Raw genomic sequence first — 13,873 nt, 5'->3', positions numbered from 1 at the left:
GCCGCCGTGGGCGCAAGCAAAAGGAGGGTGCGGCCGCTACCCGCCGGGCCGGCGGGCCATGAACAGGGCGACCGAGACGAGGCCGACCGCGACCAAAGCGAGGGCGGCGACGGCGCCTTCCTCATAGGTGCCCCGCGCGGCCTCGGCATAGAGCGCGGTCGCCAGGGTCTCGCGGTTCAGGGGCCGCAGCAGCAGGGTCGCCGGCAGTTCCTTCATGGCGTCGAGGAAGGTCAGCAGCGCGGCGGCCGAGAGGGCCGGCGTCAGCAGCGGCAGGTGGACGCGCCGCAGCAGCTGCGTCTCCGACGCCCCCATGGAGCGGGCGGACCAGTCCATCTCCCTGCGGAGGCGGGCATAGCCGGCATCCAGCCCGCCGGCCGGGATGGCGAGGAAGCGGATGACGTAGGCCGCGACCACGGCGGCCATGCTGCCGGACAGCGCCATCGGCGCCCAGGCCGCGGCGAGATCGTCCAGCCGGCCGAAGGCGATGGTCAGGCCGACCGCCGCCACGCCGCCCGGCAGGGCATAGCCGAGCATGCCCGCCCGCAGCAGCAGCGCCCCGATACCGGCCCTGGCTCCGACTCGGGCATCGGGCCGCAGCTCGCGCCGCGCGCCAAAGGCCAGGGGCAGCGCCAGCAGCAGGGCCAGCAGTGTCGCCAGGCCGCTGAACATCCCGCTATGGGCGAGCCAGCGGGCGAGGTCCGGCGGCAGCCCGAAGCCGGCGACGCGCTGGCCAGCCGCCCAGGCGAGATAGGCGACGGGCAGGAGGAAGCCGAGCAGCACCGGCAGCGCGCAGGCCAGCATGGCGAGCAGCCCGGCGGCGCCGGCGAGGGGGCGCGGCTCGAGCGGGACCGACTGGTCGGCGCCGCCGGGCGCCTGCCGGCGCCCCCAGCGCTCCAGCGTCATCACGGCCGCCACCAGCAGCAGCAGCGCCAGGGCGACCTGCGCCGCGCCCGGCAGCGAGGAGCGGGTGATCCAGGTGACGTAGACCGCGACCGTCAGGCTGCGCACGCCGAGGATATCGGCGGCGCCGACATCGTTCAGGGTCTCCAGCAGCGCCAGCGCCGCGCCGGCGGCGATGGCCGGGCGCGCCATTGGCAGGCCGATGCGGCGGAACAGCAGCCAGCCCGTTGCCCCGGCGGCGCGGCCGGCGCGCAGCAGGCCGGGGCCCTGGCTGCGGAAGGCGGCGTGGGCGGCGAGATAGACATAGGGGAAGAGCACCATCCCCAGCACCAGCACGCAGCCGCCGAGGGAGCGGATCTCCGGCAGGGGGATCGCGCGCGGGTCCGTCAGCCCCATGCTCCGCCGCAGCGCCATCTGCACCGGGCCGGCCGGATGCAGCACATCCAGCCAGGCATAGGCGGCGACATAGCCGGGTAGCGCCATGGGCAGCACCAGGGCGCCGGCCAGCAGACGGTGGCCGGGAAAGCGGTAGCAGGTGACCAGCCAGGCCGTGCCGGTGCCGACCGCCACCACCACCAGGCCGACGCCTGCCAGCAGCAGCACGGTCTCGCGCAGCGCCGCCGGCAGGACATGGCGCAGCAGATGCGGCCACAACCCGTCCGAACCGGCCGCCGCGGCGCCGGCGAGCGCCAGGACCGGCAGCATCACGAGCGCCACCGCGGCGCCGGCGATCAGCCGCAGCCACATCGCCGCATCACGCGCCCTGGCATCACGCGCCCTGGCATCACGCGCCTTGGGCAGTCAGCGGTCGAAGCCGACCTCGTCGACGATGCGGCTGGCGCGGCTGCGCTGGGCGGCGATCTCGGGCAGCGGCACGGCGCCGATCCGCATCTGGCCGAAGCTCGCGACGATCGGGTCGAGCGGCGCGTCGAGCCGCACCGGCATCTCGAAATTCAGCTTCGCATAGAGGGATTGCGCCTCCTCGGAGGCGAGGAATTCCAGCAGCCTGACCGCCTCCGCGCGGTTCGGGGCATGGCGCGCCAGGACGGCGCCGGAGACGTTCACCGCCGTGCCCTGCGCCGGCAGGACGACGCGCACCGCCTCGCCCCAGCGGCGCTGCTCCTCGCCGCCGCGGCCCGACAGCATGAGGCCGACATAATAGGTGTTGGCCAGGCCGACATCGCAGAGCCCGGCCATGATGTCGCGCGCCACCTCGCGGTCGCCGCCGGCGGCGCGGCGGGCGAGGTTCGCCTTCAGCCGGGTCAGGTAGTCCCGCAACCAGGACTCGCCATGCTGCACGAGCAGGGTGGAGAACAGGGCGGTGTTGTAGGGATGCTGGCCGGAGCGGATGCAGACGCGGCCGCGGAAGCGCGGCTCGGCCAGCGCCTCGTAGGTGAGGCGGGCGGCATCGGGCTCGGCGACGCGCTCGCGCGAGGCATAGATGGCGCGGGCCCGGAGGGAGAGGGCGAACCAGCGGCCATCGGCCCCTCGCAGGGCCGGCGGGATCGCGGCCTCGAGCGCGGCCGACTGCACGGGCTGGGCGAGGTCCCGGTCCACCAGCTCCATCAGGTTGCCGATATCGACGACCATGGCGATATCGGCGGCGGAGCGGATTCCCTCGGCCGCGATGCGCTCGGCCAGGCCGCCCTGGACGAAGACGGTGTTCACCGTGACGCCGGTCTGCTGCGTGAAGCGGTCGAGCAAGGGCCGGATCAGCGCCGGCTCGCGGGTCGTGTAGAGATTGACCTCGGCGGCGCGCGCGGCTGCGGCGCCGAGCAGCAGGAGAAGGGCCGCGATGGCGGCGCCAGCTTGCTTGGGCATGCGACCTTGCTTCTCCCGTTCAGATGGACGGTTCGTAACCTAGCCGGTGCGAATTGCGAGTCAATCGCAATCCTCCAGGGCCGTGCCATGCGCCGGGCGGAATCATCCCTCCGGGCCTTCGCGCCCGTCCGCGATCTGCTCTAGGCTCCGGCCCGGCGCAGGAGGCGGAGGCGATGGCGGTCGAGCAGGCGGGAGGACCGGCGAAGGGGCGGAGCCTGGTGCGGAATATCGGCCTGCTGCTCTCCGGCGACCTTGCCCGGCCGCTGCTGGAGGCGGATGCCATCCTGATCGAGGACGGGCGCATCGCGGCGGTCGGCCGGCAGGGCGAACTCGCCGCCCGCGGCCCGGTTGATGCCACGATCGATGCGCATGGCTGCGCCGTCTGTCCCGGCCTGGTTGACAGCCATGTGCATCCGGTGATCGGCGACTGGACGCCGCGGCAGAACCAGATCGGCTGGGTGGAGAGCTGCCTGAACGGCGGCGTGACCACCATGATCTCGGCCGGCGAGGTGCATCTGCCGGGCCGCCCGAAGGACATCCTCGGCCTCAAGGCGCTGGCGATCACCGCGCAGCGGGCCTTCGAGAATGCCCGGCCGGCCGGGGTGAAGGTGCTCGCCGGGGCCCCGGTGCTCGAGAAGGGCATGGTCGAGAGCGATTTCGCCGAGCTGGCGGCGGCCGGCGTCACCCTGCTCGGCGAGGTCGGGCTGGGCTCGGTCAAGGCCGGCTACGAGGCGCGCGAGATGGTCGCCTGGGCCCGCCGCCACGGCATCCAGAGCACCATCCATACCGGCGGGCCCTCGATCCCCGGCAGCGGGCTGATCGACCGGGACACGGTGCTGGAGGCCGATGCCGACATCATCGGCCATATCAATGGCGGCCATACCAGCCTGCCCGAGGCGCATGTCTGCGAGCTCTGCGAACGCTCGAGCCGCGCCATCGAGATCGTCCACAACGGCAACGAGCGCGTGGCGATCGCGGCGGTGCAGGCGGCGCGCGACCTGGGGCAGCTGCACCGGGTCATCCTCGGCACCGACAGCCCGGCCGGCTCGGGCGTGCAGCCGCTCGGCATCCTGCGGCTGGTCTCGCTGCTCTCCTCGCTCGGCGGCATCCCGGCGGGTGCGGCCATCGCGCTGGCCACCGGCAACACCGCGCGCATCCGGGCCCTCGATGCCGGGCTGCTGGAGCCGGGTCGGGCCGCCGACCTGGTCTTCCTCGACCGGGCGCAGCACAGCGCCGGCCGGGACCTGCTGCACAGCATCGAGCTCGGGGACATCCCGGGGATCGGCGGCGTGATGATCGACGGCGCCATGCGCTGCGGCCGCAGCCGCAACACGCCGCCGGCCGAGCGCCTGCCCGAGGTGCTCGGCCACTGAGCGCGACCGAGGAGGTCGCCGCGCCCGGGCGCTCGCCCGGCTGGCGGCGCGGCATCCGCAACGGGCTGCTGCTCGGCGCGCTGGTGCTGGTCGCCGCGGTGGCCCTCAATTACGACGACCTGCCGGCGCTGCGCCGCAGCCTCGCCGACGCCCCCTTCGCAGTGGCGATCTCGGTCGCGGTGCATCTGCCGCAGATCCTGCTGACCTCGCTCGCCTGGCGGGCGCTGCTGCCGCCGGCCCGGCGGCCGCCGGTCCCGGCCATGGCGCTGCTCCGCTGGTACCGCGAATCGGCCAATGCCCTGCTGCCGGCCGGCGCGCTGGTCGGCCAGGCGGCGGCGGCGCGGCTGCTCGCCCGGCGCGGCATCCCCGGCGAGATGGCCGGCGCCACGGCGACGGTCGACCTGACGCTGGAGGCGGTCTCGCAGCTCTTCTTCACCCTGGCCGGCGTCTTCCTGCTGCTGGCGGGCGGGGATGGCGACGGGCTGTTCCGCTTCGCCGCGGCCGGCTTTGGCATCGCCCTCGGCGGCGCGGCGGCGATGATCCTGGTGCAGCGCCGCCTACCGCTGCGGCTGCTCGAGCGCGGGCTGGCGCGGCTTTCCCGCCGCTGGCCGGCGCTGCGCCCGGAATGGATCCGCGAGCTGCAGGCGGCGATCCTCGCCTTGCATGCCGACTGGCCGCGGCTCGTCGTCGCCACGCTCTGGCACAGCGGCGCCTGGCTGCTGGGGGCGGTGGAGATCGCCGGCGTGCTCTGGCTGCTCGGCCATCCGGTGACGCTGGCCGAGGCGCTGGTGATCGAGAGCCTGGCCCAGGCGCTGCGCAATGCCGGCTTCATGCTGCCCGGCGCCCTGGCGGTGCAGGAAGGGGCGATCATCGGCGCCGCCGCCCTGGTCGGGGTGCCACCGGCGCTGGCGCTGGCGGTGGCGCTTACCCGCCGCGCCCGGGAGGTGATGCTCAGCCTGCCGGGACTTCTTGCTTGGCAGCGGGCGGAGAGCGTGCCAGTGCGGGCGCAACCGATGCGGACATCCGGGGGCGGGGCCCCCGATTGAGGGATTGCAAGTATGGGGAGCGCGCGCTCTGGTTTCATGGACCTGCTGCGGCTCGCGCCGCGCGGGGGGCCGGCGATCTGTAACGTTTCCGTGACGAATCTGTGCAACGCCACCTGCGACTTCTGCAATTTCGCCCATGACAAGGGCTTCGTGACGCATCGCCGCTTCCTCGACGCCGCCCGCTTCGAGGAAGCGCTGGGACGGCTGCGCGAGCAGGCCGGGGTGCGCTTCGTCACCTTCATGGGCGGCGAGCCGCTGCTGCATCCGAAGATCCTCGACATGGCCCGCACGGCGACGGCCATGGGGGTGCAGCCGACGCTGGTGACCAATGGCTGGCTGCTGCCGCCGAAGGCGGAGGCACTGGCCGATGCCGGCATCACCACGCTGTTCATCTCGATCGACGCGGCGGAGGCCGAGGTGCACGAGAAGAATCGCGGCCTGAAGGGCGTCTGCAAGCGCATCCGGGAGGCGACCGGCACGCTACAGGCGCGCGGTGTGACGGTGATCGCCTCGGTCGCCATGACGCGGCTGGTCACCGATTACGACGCGCTGGCGCGCTTCGTGAAGTCGCTCGGCTTCTCGGCCATCACCTTTTCCTATCCGCGCAAGGCGGCGCTCGGCTCCAACTCGCTGGTCTGGTCGGAGGACAGCGACCTCGTCGACATGTCGAAGGAGGAGCTGCTGGCCGCCTTCGACGGCGCCGAGGCGGCGCGCGCCATCATTCCGGTGCACAACCCGCGCGCCGGCATCGCCGACATGCGGCGGCGGCTCTCGGGGCAGGGCGAGCGCTTCGTCTGCCATGCCGGCTACAAATATTTCTACATGGACTGGAATTACGACCTCTGGCGCTGCGAGGACTGGGCGACGCCGCTCTCCTCGGTCTGGGACTTCACGCCGGAGAAGATGGTGCGGGATGGCTGCCAGGCCTGCACCACCGACTGCTACCGCGATGCCAGCATCATGCTGCACTTCCCGGTGGCGATCGGTGACGCCTTCGCGCGGATGCGCGAGGGGCGGCCCTTCAAGGCCCTCGTAGCGCTCGCCGACCGGCGCAATGCCGGTTCGGTCGGCGCCGTGATCGGCCATGGCAGCCGACTGGCGCGGCTGGCCGGCGCGGGCTGAGCGATCGGAGACGCCCGGGATGCCCGCCATCATCCGCAAGCTGGTCACCATCCTCGATGAGACGCGGCGGGAGATGCGGCGCGACCTCGCGCGGCCGGTGCGCCGCGCCGTCGCCTGCGCGGTGATCGAGAACCCCTTCGCCGGCCGCTACGAGGAGGACCTCTCGGTGCTGGTCGAGCAGGGGGCGGAGCTCGGGGCGTTGCTCGCGGCGCGGGCCATCGCCGCCCTCGGCATACCGGGCGAGCAGGTGGAGAGCTTCGGCAAGGCCGCGATCGTCGGCGAGGCGGGCGAGCTCGAGCATGCCGCGGCCTTGCTGCATCCGAAGATGGGCGCGCCGGTCCGGGCGGCGCTCGGCAAGGGGCCGGCGCTCATCCCCTCGGCCAAGAAGTCGGGCGGACCAGGCACCGCGATCGACGTGCCGCTCGGGCACAAGGACGCCGCCTTCGTCCGCAGCCATTTCGACGCCATCGAGGCGCGGGTGCCGGATGCGCCGCGGGCGGCGGAGATCCTGCTCTGCCTGGCGCTGACCGATGGCGGGCGGCCCTGGCCGCGGATCGGCGGCCTAGCCAAGACCGAAATCGAGGGGCGCGACGGGTTGCGCTGACCGGCACTCCCACGCGGGTCGCGCGAACCAGGCGCGAGCGCCGCGCCGCTCGCAGGGTTGCGTCGAGGCGGGGGGGCCGTGGACCGGGCTGAAGCCCCTGCACTCCCTTGCATTTCCGGCACCGGACAGCCATACCTTGCCGCAACGACGGACGGTGTCCCGAACCTGCTGCCGCGCCGGAATGGTGCCGGGGTGACGGGACGCGCCAGAAACCGCCCAACCGCATTCCGGAGCTCTGCACCGAACGGCGCCGCAGCCCCGGACTGTCCAGACCTGCCGAAACGGGGAGAACGATCCGGGTGTCCGACACCATCCTGGAAACCGAGGGGCTGACCAAGGAATTCATGGGATTCGTCGCCGTGGGCGATGTGTCCCTGAAGGTCCGGCGCGGCGGCATCCATGGCCTGATCGGCCCGAACGGTGCCGGCAAGACGACTTGCTTCAACCTTCTAACCAAGTTCCTGCAGCCGACGCGCGGCCGCATCCAGTATGACGGGCGCGACATCACCGGCATGAAGCCGGCCGAGGTGGCGCGGCTCGGCCTGGTGCGCAGCTTCCAGATCTCGGCGGTCTTCCCGCATCTGACGGTGCTCGAGAATGTCCGCGTCGCCCTGCAGCGGGAGCGTGGCGGCAGCTTCGACTTCTGGCGCTCCGACGGCCTGCTGAAGCGGTATGACGACCGCGCCCGGGCGCTGCTCGCCGATGTCGGCCTCACCGGCTACGAGACCCTGCCGGCGGGCGAGCTGCCCTACGGGCGCAAGCGGGCGCTCGAGATCGCCACGACCTTGGCGATGGAGCCGCAGATGATGCTGCTCGACGAGCCAACGGCCGGCATGACGCATGAGGATGTGGACCGCACTGTGGCGCTGGTGAAGCGCGTTGCCGCCGGCCGCACGGTGCTGCTGGTCGAGCACAATCTGAAGGTGGTCTCCGGCCTCTGCGACCGCATCACCGTGCTGACGCGCGGCCGGGTCCTCGCCGAGGGCGACTACCAGAGCGTTGCCAAGAACCCGGAGGTCATCGCTGCCTATCTTGGCACCGAGGCGCATACCGTGACCGAAGGAGTGCCCGTCTGATGTCGGCGACCCTGGAAGCCGCCCGTTCCGGCGCCGCCGCGGGCCAGGCGATGCTCGAGGTGAAGGGGCTCGAGGCTTGGTATGGCGAGAGCCACATCCTGCACGGCGTCGGACTCGAGATCCGCGCGGGCGAGGTGGTGACGCTGCTCGGCCGCAATGGCGCGGGCAAGACGACCACGCTCCGCGCCATCATGGGGCTGGTCGGCCGACGCTCGGGCAGCATCCGCTTCAACGGCCGGGAGACGATCAACGACCGCTCCGACCGCATCGCGCGCGCCGGCATCGGCTACTGCCCGGAGGAACGCGGGATCTTCGCCAGCCTGACGGTCACCGAGAATTTGCTGCTGCCGCCGGTCGTGCAGCCGGGCGGGCTCGAGCTGGACACGATCTACGCGCTCTTCCCCAACCTCAAGGAGCGGGCGAACAGCCCCGGCACCAAGCTGTCGGGTGGCGAGCAGCAGATGCTGGCGATCGCGCGCATCCTGCGCACCGGCGCCAAGCTGCTGCTGCTCGACGAGCCCTCGGAGGGGCTGGCGCCGGTCATCGTGCAGCAGATCGGCCGCACCATCCGCGAGCTGAAGCAGCGCGGTTTCACGGTGCTGCTGGTCGAGCAGAATTTCCGCTTCGCCCAGACCGTGGCCGACCGCCACTACGTCATGGAGCATGGCCGTGTCGTCGACACGGTGGCGAATGCCGATCTCGCCGCCTCGATGGACCGGCTGCACGAGTATCTGGGCGTCTGACGACAGGAGGCGGCGGCGCTCGCCAGCCGCATGGAGAAGACCGGACGATGCTGACTGACCGCCGTGGCCTGCTGGCCGGTGCCGCTGCCCTGGGTGTCTCGCCGCTGCTCGGCCGCGGGGCCAGGGCGCAGCAGGGCGCCACATTGAAGATCGGCGTGCTGAACGACCAGTCGGGGGTGTATCGCGACATCTCCGGGCCCACCTCCGTCGCCTGCGTCCGGCAGGCGGTGCAGGATGCCGGTAGCCGCGGCTTCCAGGTGGAGGTGCTCAGCGCCGATCACCAGAACAAGCCGGATGTCGGCTCGAACATCGCGCGGCAATGGATCGACCGCGACGGCGTCGACGTGATCGTCGACGTGCCGAACAGCGCGGTGGCGCTCGCCGTGAACGGCGTGGTGCGCGAGAAGAACAAGGTCTACCTGAACAGCACGGCGGCGACCGCCGACCTCACCGGCCCGCAATGCTCGCCGAACACGGTGCACTGGACCTACGACACCTGGATGCTGGCGCGCTCGACCGGCGGCGCCATGGTGAAGGCGGGCGGCGACAGCTGGTTCTTCCTCACCGCCGACTACGCCTTCGGCCATGCGCTGGAGCGCGACACCACCGCCTTCATCAAGGCGCAGAACGGCCGCGTGGTGGGGGCGGTGCGGCATCCGCTGAGCAGCACGGATTTCTCTTCCTTCCTCGTGCAGGCCCAGGCCTCCCGCGCCAAGGTCATCGGCCTCGCCAATGCCGGTACCGACACGGTGAACGCGGTCAAGCAGGCGGCGGAATTCGGCCTCACCCGGCGCGGGACGAAGCTCGCCGTGCTGCTGATGTTCATCAACGACGTGCATGGGCTCGGGCTGCAGGCGGCGCAGGGCCTGGTCTGCACCGAGACCTTCTACTGGGATCTCAACGACCACACGCGCGCCTTCACGGCCAAGGTGAAGCCGCATCTGGCCGGCAACATGCCGGCCATGTCGCATGCCGGCTGCTACGCCGCGGTCCTGCACTACCTGAAGGCTGCCGGCGATATGGGGGTGGCGCAGGCCAAGGCCTCCGGCGCCGAGGCGGTGGCGCGCATGAAGGCGATGCCGACCGATGACGACTGCTTCGGCGCCGGCAGCATCCGCGCGGATGGGCGCAAGATCCATCCCTCCTACCTCTTCGAGGTGAAGACCCCGACCGAGAGCAAAGCCCCCTGGGACTACTACAAGCTGCTGCAGACGACGCCGGCGGAGGAGGCCTTCCGGCCGCTCGCCGAGGGCGGCTGCCCGCTGGTCAAGAGCTGAGCGAAGCGACCACGCCGGCCGCGGGGCGCATCCGCGGAAGAGGGCACGCCGGGACGAACCCGGCGGCACATCAGGGACGGAGGGAGACGACGGGATGGAACTGGGACGCAGAAGGCTGCTTGCGACCGGGGCTGCCGCCGGCGCCGTGACCGCGCTGCCGCGGCTGTCGCGGGCGCAGGCGGCGAACACGATTCGCATCGGCGTCATGACCGACATGTCCGGCACCTACCGCGACAACACCGGTCCGGGCTCGGTCGCCTGCGCGCAGCAGGCGGTCGCGGAGTTTGGCAGCCGGGGCTTCGCGGTGGAGGTGCTCGTCGCCGACCACCAGAACAAGCCCGATATCGGCGTCAACCTGGCGCGGCAGTGGTACGACCAGGGTGTCGACATGATCCTCGACATCCCGACCAGTTCGGTCGGCCTCGCCGTGCAGAACGTGGCGCGCGAGAAGAACAAGATCGCGCTCAATGTCGGCTCGGCGACCTCCGACCTCACCGGGGCGCAATGCAGCCCGACCGGCATCCACTGGGCCTACGACACCTATCAGCTCGCCCGCTCGACCGGCGGCGCGACGGTGAAGGCGGGCGGCGATAGCTGGTTCTTCATCACCGCCGACTACGCCTTCGGCCATGCCCTGGAGCGTGACGCGACCAATTTCGTCAAGGCCGCCGGCGGCAAGGTGCTCGGCACGGTGCGCACGCCTTTCCCGGCGACGACCGACTTCTCCTCCTTCCTGGTCCAGGCGCAATCGACCAAGCCGAAGGTGATCGGCCTCGCCAATGCCGGGCTGGATACGATCAACTGCGTGAAGCAGGCGGCGGAGTTCGGCCTCACGCGGCGCGGGATCAAGCTCGCCTCCCTGCTGCTCTTTATCACCGATGTGCACAGCATTGGCCTGCAGACGGGCGAGGGGCTCGTCTGCTCCGAGACCTTCTACTGGGATCTCAACGAGCGCACGCGCGCCTTCACTAGGCGCGTGCTGCCGAAGATGCCGAACCTCCATCCCAACACCATCCATGCCGGCTGCTATTCGGCGACGCTGCACTTCCTGAAGGCCGTCGCCGAGATGGGCGTGCCGGCGGCCAAGGCGTCCGGCGCCGATATCGTCGCGCGCATGAAGGCGATGCCGACCGAGGACGACGCCTTCGGCCCCGGCAAGGTCCGCGAGGACGGGCGCAAGCTCTGCCCCTCCTACCTGTTCGAGGTGAAGGCGCCCGGCGAGAGCAAGGGTCCCTGGGACTACTACAAGCTGCTGCAGACGACGCCGGCCGAGGAGGCCTTCCGGCCGCTGAACGAGGGAAAGTGCCCGCTCGTCAGGAGCTAGCTTCGGGAGATGGCCGCAGCCGGGCAAGCGCGCCCAGATGCGGCATGGTAGGGAGAGGTTCGCATGACGCTTACCCGCCGCGGCTTCGTCGCCGCTTCGGTCGGTACCACCCTGATGCCCGCCCTGCCGCGACTCTCGCGCGCGCAGGCGGCCAATACCATCCGGATCGGCGTGCTGAACGACCAGTCCGGTTCCTATCGCGACATCAGCGGCCCCTACGGCATTCAGTGCACGCAGCAGGCGGTGCAGGAGTTCGGCAACAAAGGCTTCAATGTCGAGGTCGTCACCGCGGACCACCAGAACAAGCCGGATGTCGGCGCCAACATTGCCCGGCAGTGGTACGACCAGGGCGTTGACCTGATCATCGACGTTCCCACCAGCTCGGTCGGCCTCGCCGTGAACAACGTGGCGAAGGAGAAGAACAAGCCCTACATCAACACCGGCTCCGCCACCTCTGACCTCACCGGCGCGCAATGCACGCCGGTGACCGTCCATTGGATGTACGACACCTACATGCTGGCGAAGTCCACCGGCGGCGCGATGGTGAAGGCGGGCGGGGATAGCTGGTTCTTCATCACCGCCGATTACGCCTTCGGCCATGCGCTGGAGCGGGACACCACCAATTTCGTCAAGGCGGCCGGCGGCAAGGTGCTGGGCAGCGTCAAGTACCCCTTCCCCTCCACCACCGATTTCTCCTCCTTCCTGCTCCAGGCGCGCTCCTCGCGGCCGAAGGTGATCGGTCTGGCCAATGCGGGCGCCGACACCATCAACAGCATCAAGCAGGCGGCCGAGTTCGGCCTCATGAAGAGCGGCACAAAGCTCGCCGCGCTGCTCATGTTCCTCCCCGACGTGCACGCGCTCGGACTCGAGACGGCGCAGGGGCTGGTCCTGACGGAAAGCTTCTACTGGGACCTGAACGACCGCACCCGTGCCGTGACCGAGCGCCTGAAGCCGCGGCTGAAGGATGTGAAGCCGAACATGGCCTCCATCGCCAACTACTCCTGCACGCTGCACTACCTCAAGGCCGTCGCGGATATGGGCGTGGTGGCGGCCAAGGGCTCCGGCGTCGATGTCGTCAACCGCATGAAGGCGATGCCGACCGACGACGATGCCTTCGGCCCCGGCAAGATCCGCGAGGACGGGCGCAAGCTCTGCCCCTCCTACCTGTTCGAGGTGAAGACGCCGGCCGAGAGCAAGGCGCCCTGGGATTACTACAAGCTGCTGCAGACGACGCCGGCCGATGAAGCTTTCCGGCCGCTGAAGGAGGGTGGCTGCAGCCTCGTCAAGGCATAGGCAACGAGAAGGGAGGAACCGGGCATGTCGATGAACCGACGCGGAGTGCTGGCGGCCGGCGCCGCCATGACGATGGGCGGCCTGCCGGCGGCGCGCGCCCAGGGCAGCCAGACGATCCGCATCGGCGTCATGAACGACATGTCCGGTCCCTACCGGGATGCTGCGGGGCCGGGCAGCGTGGCGCTGACCCAGCAGGCGGTGCAGGATTTCGGCAGCCGCGGCTTCGCCGTCGAGGTGCTGCAGGCCGACCACCAGAACAAGCCCGATCTCGGTGCCAGCATCGCGCGGCAATGGTTCGACCAGGGCGTGGATGTCGTGGCGGACCTGCCGACCTCCTCCGTGGCCCTGGCGGTGAACCAGATCGCGCGCGAGAAGAACAAGGTTCATCTGAATTCCGGCGCCGCCACCAGCGACCTGACCGGCCCGCAATGCAGCCCGAACACGGTGCACTGGACCTACGACACTTACATGCTGGCGAAGTCGACCGGCGCCGCCATCGTCAAGTCCGGCGGGACCTCCTGGTTCTTCATCACTGCCGATTACGCCTTCGGCCATGCGCTCGAGCGTGACACCGGCAATTTCGTTCGGGCGCAGGGCGGCAGCGTGGTCGGTGGCGCCCGCTATCCCTTCCCGGCGACGACGGATTTCTCCGCCTTCCTGCTGCAGGCGCAGGCGAGCGGGGCCAAGGTGCTCGGTCTCGCCAGCGCCTCGACCGACACGGTCAACGCCATCAAGGGGGCGCGGGAATTCGGCCTGCAGCGCCGCATGAAGATCGCCGCCCTGCTGATGGGCCTCCCGGATGTGAAGTCGCTCGGCCTCGAGAGCGGGCAGGGGCTGCTGCTGACCGAACCCTTCTACTGGGACCTGAACGACCGGACCCGGGCGCTGACCCAGCGGGTGCAGGCGAAGAACCAGAACCGCCCGCCGGCCATGGAGCCGGCCGGCTGCTACGGCATGGTGCTGCACTACCTGAAGGCGGTGGCCGATATGGGCGTGGCGGCGGCCAAGGCCAGCGGCGCCGAGGCGGTGGCGCGGATGAAGGCCATGCCGACGGACGACGACGCCTTCGGCCCCGGCAGCATCCGGGCCGATGGCCGCAAGATCCATCCGAGCTACCTGTTCCAGGTCAAGACGCCCGCCGAATCCCGCGGTCCGTGGGATCTCTACACGCTGGGGGCCACCACCGCGGCGGAGGAGGCCTTCCGTCCCCTCGCCGAGGGCGGCTGCCCGCTGGTGCGGAGCTGAGCGCGCGCCCGTGCCGGCCCTGACGACCCGCCGGAGGATGGCATCCCGT

General features: G+C 70.9%; 12 protein-coding genes. 10 read left to right on the top strand and 2 right to left on the bottom strand.

Annotation, left to right across the window (positions count from 1 at the left end):
* Nucleotides 1-36: 36 nt before the first annotated feature.
* Together HJG45_RS11390 and HJG45_RS11385 are read right to left on the bottom strand one after the other, a co-directional pair.
* Nucleotides 37-1,647: an iron ABC transporter permease gene (locus HJG45_RS11390; protein WP_171612248.1), complete on the bottom strand. Its 1,611-nt coding sequence runs from the start codon at nucleotides 1,645-1,647 to the stop codon at nucleotides 37-39.
* Between the two features lie 54 nt (nucleotides 1,648-1,701).
* Nucleotides 1,702-2,721: an extracellular solute-binding protein gene (locus HJG45_RS11385; RefSeq protein ID WP_171612247.1), complete on the bottom strand. Its 1,020-nt coding sequence runs from the start codon at nucleotides 2,719-2,721 to the stop codon at nucleotides 1,702-1,704.
* Between the two features lie 173 nt (nucleotides 2,722-2,894).
* Here HJG45_RS11385 and HJG45_RS11380 point away from each other — a divergent pair, with 173 nt between their 5' ends.
* From HJG45_RS11380 to HJG45_RS11335, 10 genes are all read left to right on the top strand, one after another.
* Nucleotides 2,895-4,094: an amidohydrolase family protein gene (locus HJG45_RS11380; RefSeq protein WP_171612246.1), complete on the top strand. Its 1,200-nt coding sequence runs from the start codon at nucleotides 2,895-2,897 to the stop codon at nucleotides 4,092-4,094.
* The gene (locus HJG45_RS11375; RefSeq protein WP_368040577.1) at nucleotides 4,034-5,140 is read left to right on the top strand and encodes a lysylphosphatidylglycerol synthase domain-containing protein; all 1,107 of its coding nucleotides are present in this window, start codon (nucleotides 4,034-4,036) and stop codon (nucleotides 5,138-5,140) included. The genes HJG45_RS11380 and HJG45_RS11375 overlap by 61 nt, the downstream gene beginning before the upstream one ends.
* Nucleotides 5,141-5,230: 90 nt before the next feature.
* Entirely contained in the window at nucleotides 5,231-6,262 is a 1,032-nt protein-coding gene (locus HJG45_RS11370; RefSeq protein ID WP_171612244.1) for a radical SAM protein, read from the top strand.
* Between the two features lie 19 nt (nucleotides 6,263-6,281).
* A complete protein-coding gene (locus HJG45_RS11365; RefSeq protein ID WP_171612243.1) occupies nucleotides 6,282-6,866 on the top strand; it encodes an amino acid synthesis family protein in 585 nt (194 codons plus the stop codon).
* Nucleotides 6,867-7,159: 293 nt separating this feature from the next.
* On the top strand, nucleotides 7,160-7,942 hold the full coding sequence (locus HJG45_RS11360; RefSeq protein WP_368040576.1) for an ABC transporter ATP-binding protein: 783 nt from the start codon (nucleotides 7,160-7,162) through the stop codon (nucleotides 7,940-7,942).
* A 50-nt stretch (nucleotides 7,943-7,992) separates the two neighbouring features.
* Nucleotides 7,993-8,685: an ABC transporter ATP-binding protein gene (locus HJG45_RS11355; protein WP_217362910.1), complete on the top strand. Its 693-nt coding sequence runs from the start codon at nucleotides 7,993-7,995 to the stop codon at nucleotides 8,683-8,685.
* Between the two features lie 47 nt (nucleotides 8,686-8,732).
* On the top strand, nucleotides 8,733-9,962 hold the full coding sequence (locus HJG45_RS11350) for an ABC transporter substrate-binding protein (RefSeq protein WP_171612240.1): 1,230 nt from the start codon (nucleotides 8,733-8,735) through the stop codon (nucleotides 9,960-9,962).
* Between the two features lie 94 nt (nucleotides 9,963-10,056).
* The gene (locus HJG45_RS11345) at nucleotides 10,057-11,286 is read left to right on the top strand and encodes an ABC transporter substrate-binding protein (RefSeq protein ID WP_171612239.1); all 1,230 of its coding nucleotides are present in this window, start codon (nucleotides 10,057-10,059) and stop codon (nucleotides 11,284-11,286) included.
* Nucleotides 11,287-11,349: 63 nt separating this feature from the next.
* Entirely contained in the window at nucleotides 11,350-12,579 is a 1,230-nt protein-coding gene (locus HJG45_RS11340) for an ABC transporter substrate-binding protein (protein WP_171612238.1), read from the top strand.
* Between the two features lie 24 nt (nucleotides 12,580-12,603).
* A complete protein-coding gene (locus tag HJG45_RS11335; protein ID WP_171612237.1) occupies nucleotides 12,604-13,824 on the top strand; it encodes an ABC transporter substrate-binding protein in 1,221 nt (406 codons plus the stop codon).
* The last annotated feature ends 49 nt before the right edge of the window (nucleotides 13,825-13,873 follow it).

Source organism: Roseicella sp. DB1501, assembly GCF_013112485.1.
In the GTDB taxonomy this organism is placed as follows: domain Bacteria; phylum Pseudomonadota; class Alphaproteobacteria; order Acetobacterales; family Acetobacteraceae; genus Paracraurococcus.
The sequence above is the reverse complement of the archived record's forward strand: the minus strand, read 5'-3'. Positions and strand labels throughout refer to the sequence as shown.

What these genes read in the sequence shown, in the direction of transcription:
- HJG45_RS11390 (WP_171612248.1), bottom strand. Translation starts at nt 1,647, where the DNA reads ATGTGGCTGCGGCTGATCGCCGGCGCCGCGGTGGCGCTCGTGATGCTG.
- HJG45_RS11385 (WP_171612247.1), bottom strand. Translation starts at nt 2,721, where the DNA reads ATGCCCAAGCAAGCTGGCGCCGCCATCGCGGCCCTTCTCCTGCTGCTC.
- HJG45_RS11380 (WP_171612246.1), top strand. Translation starts at nt 2,895, where the DNA reads ATGGCGGTCGAGCAGGCGGGAGGACCGGCGAAGGGGCGGAGCCTGGTG.
- HJG45_RS11365 (WP_171612243.1), top strand. Translation starts at nt 6,282, where the DNA reads ATGCCCGCCATCATCCGCAAGCTGGTCACCATCCTCGATGAGACGCGG.
- HJG45_RS11355 (WP_217362910.1), top strand. Translation starts at nt 7,993, where the DNA reads ATGCTCGAGGTGAAGGGGCTCGAGGCTTGGTATGGCGAGAGCCACATC.
- HJG45_RS11350 (WP_171612240.1), top strand. Translation starts at nt 8,733, where the DNA reads ATGCTGACTGACCGCCGTGGCCTGCTGGCCGGTGCCGCTGCCCTGGGT.
- HJG45_RS11345 (WP_171612239.1), top strand. Translation starts at nt 10,057, where the DNA reads ATGGAACTGGGACGCAGAAGGCTGCTTGCGACCGGGGCTGCCGCCGGC.
- HJG45_RS11340 (WP_171612238.1), top strand. Translation starts at nt 11,350, where the DNA reads ATGACGCTTACCCGCCGCGGCTTCGTCGCCGCTTCGGTCGGTACCACC.
- HJG45_RS11335 (WP_171612237.1), top strand. Translation starts at nt 12,604, where the DNA reads ATGTCGATGAACCGACGCGGAGTGCTGGCGGCCGGCGCCGCCATGACG.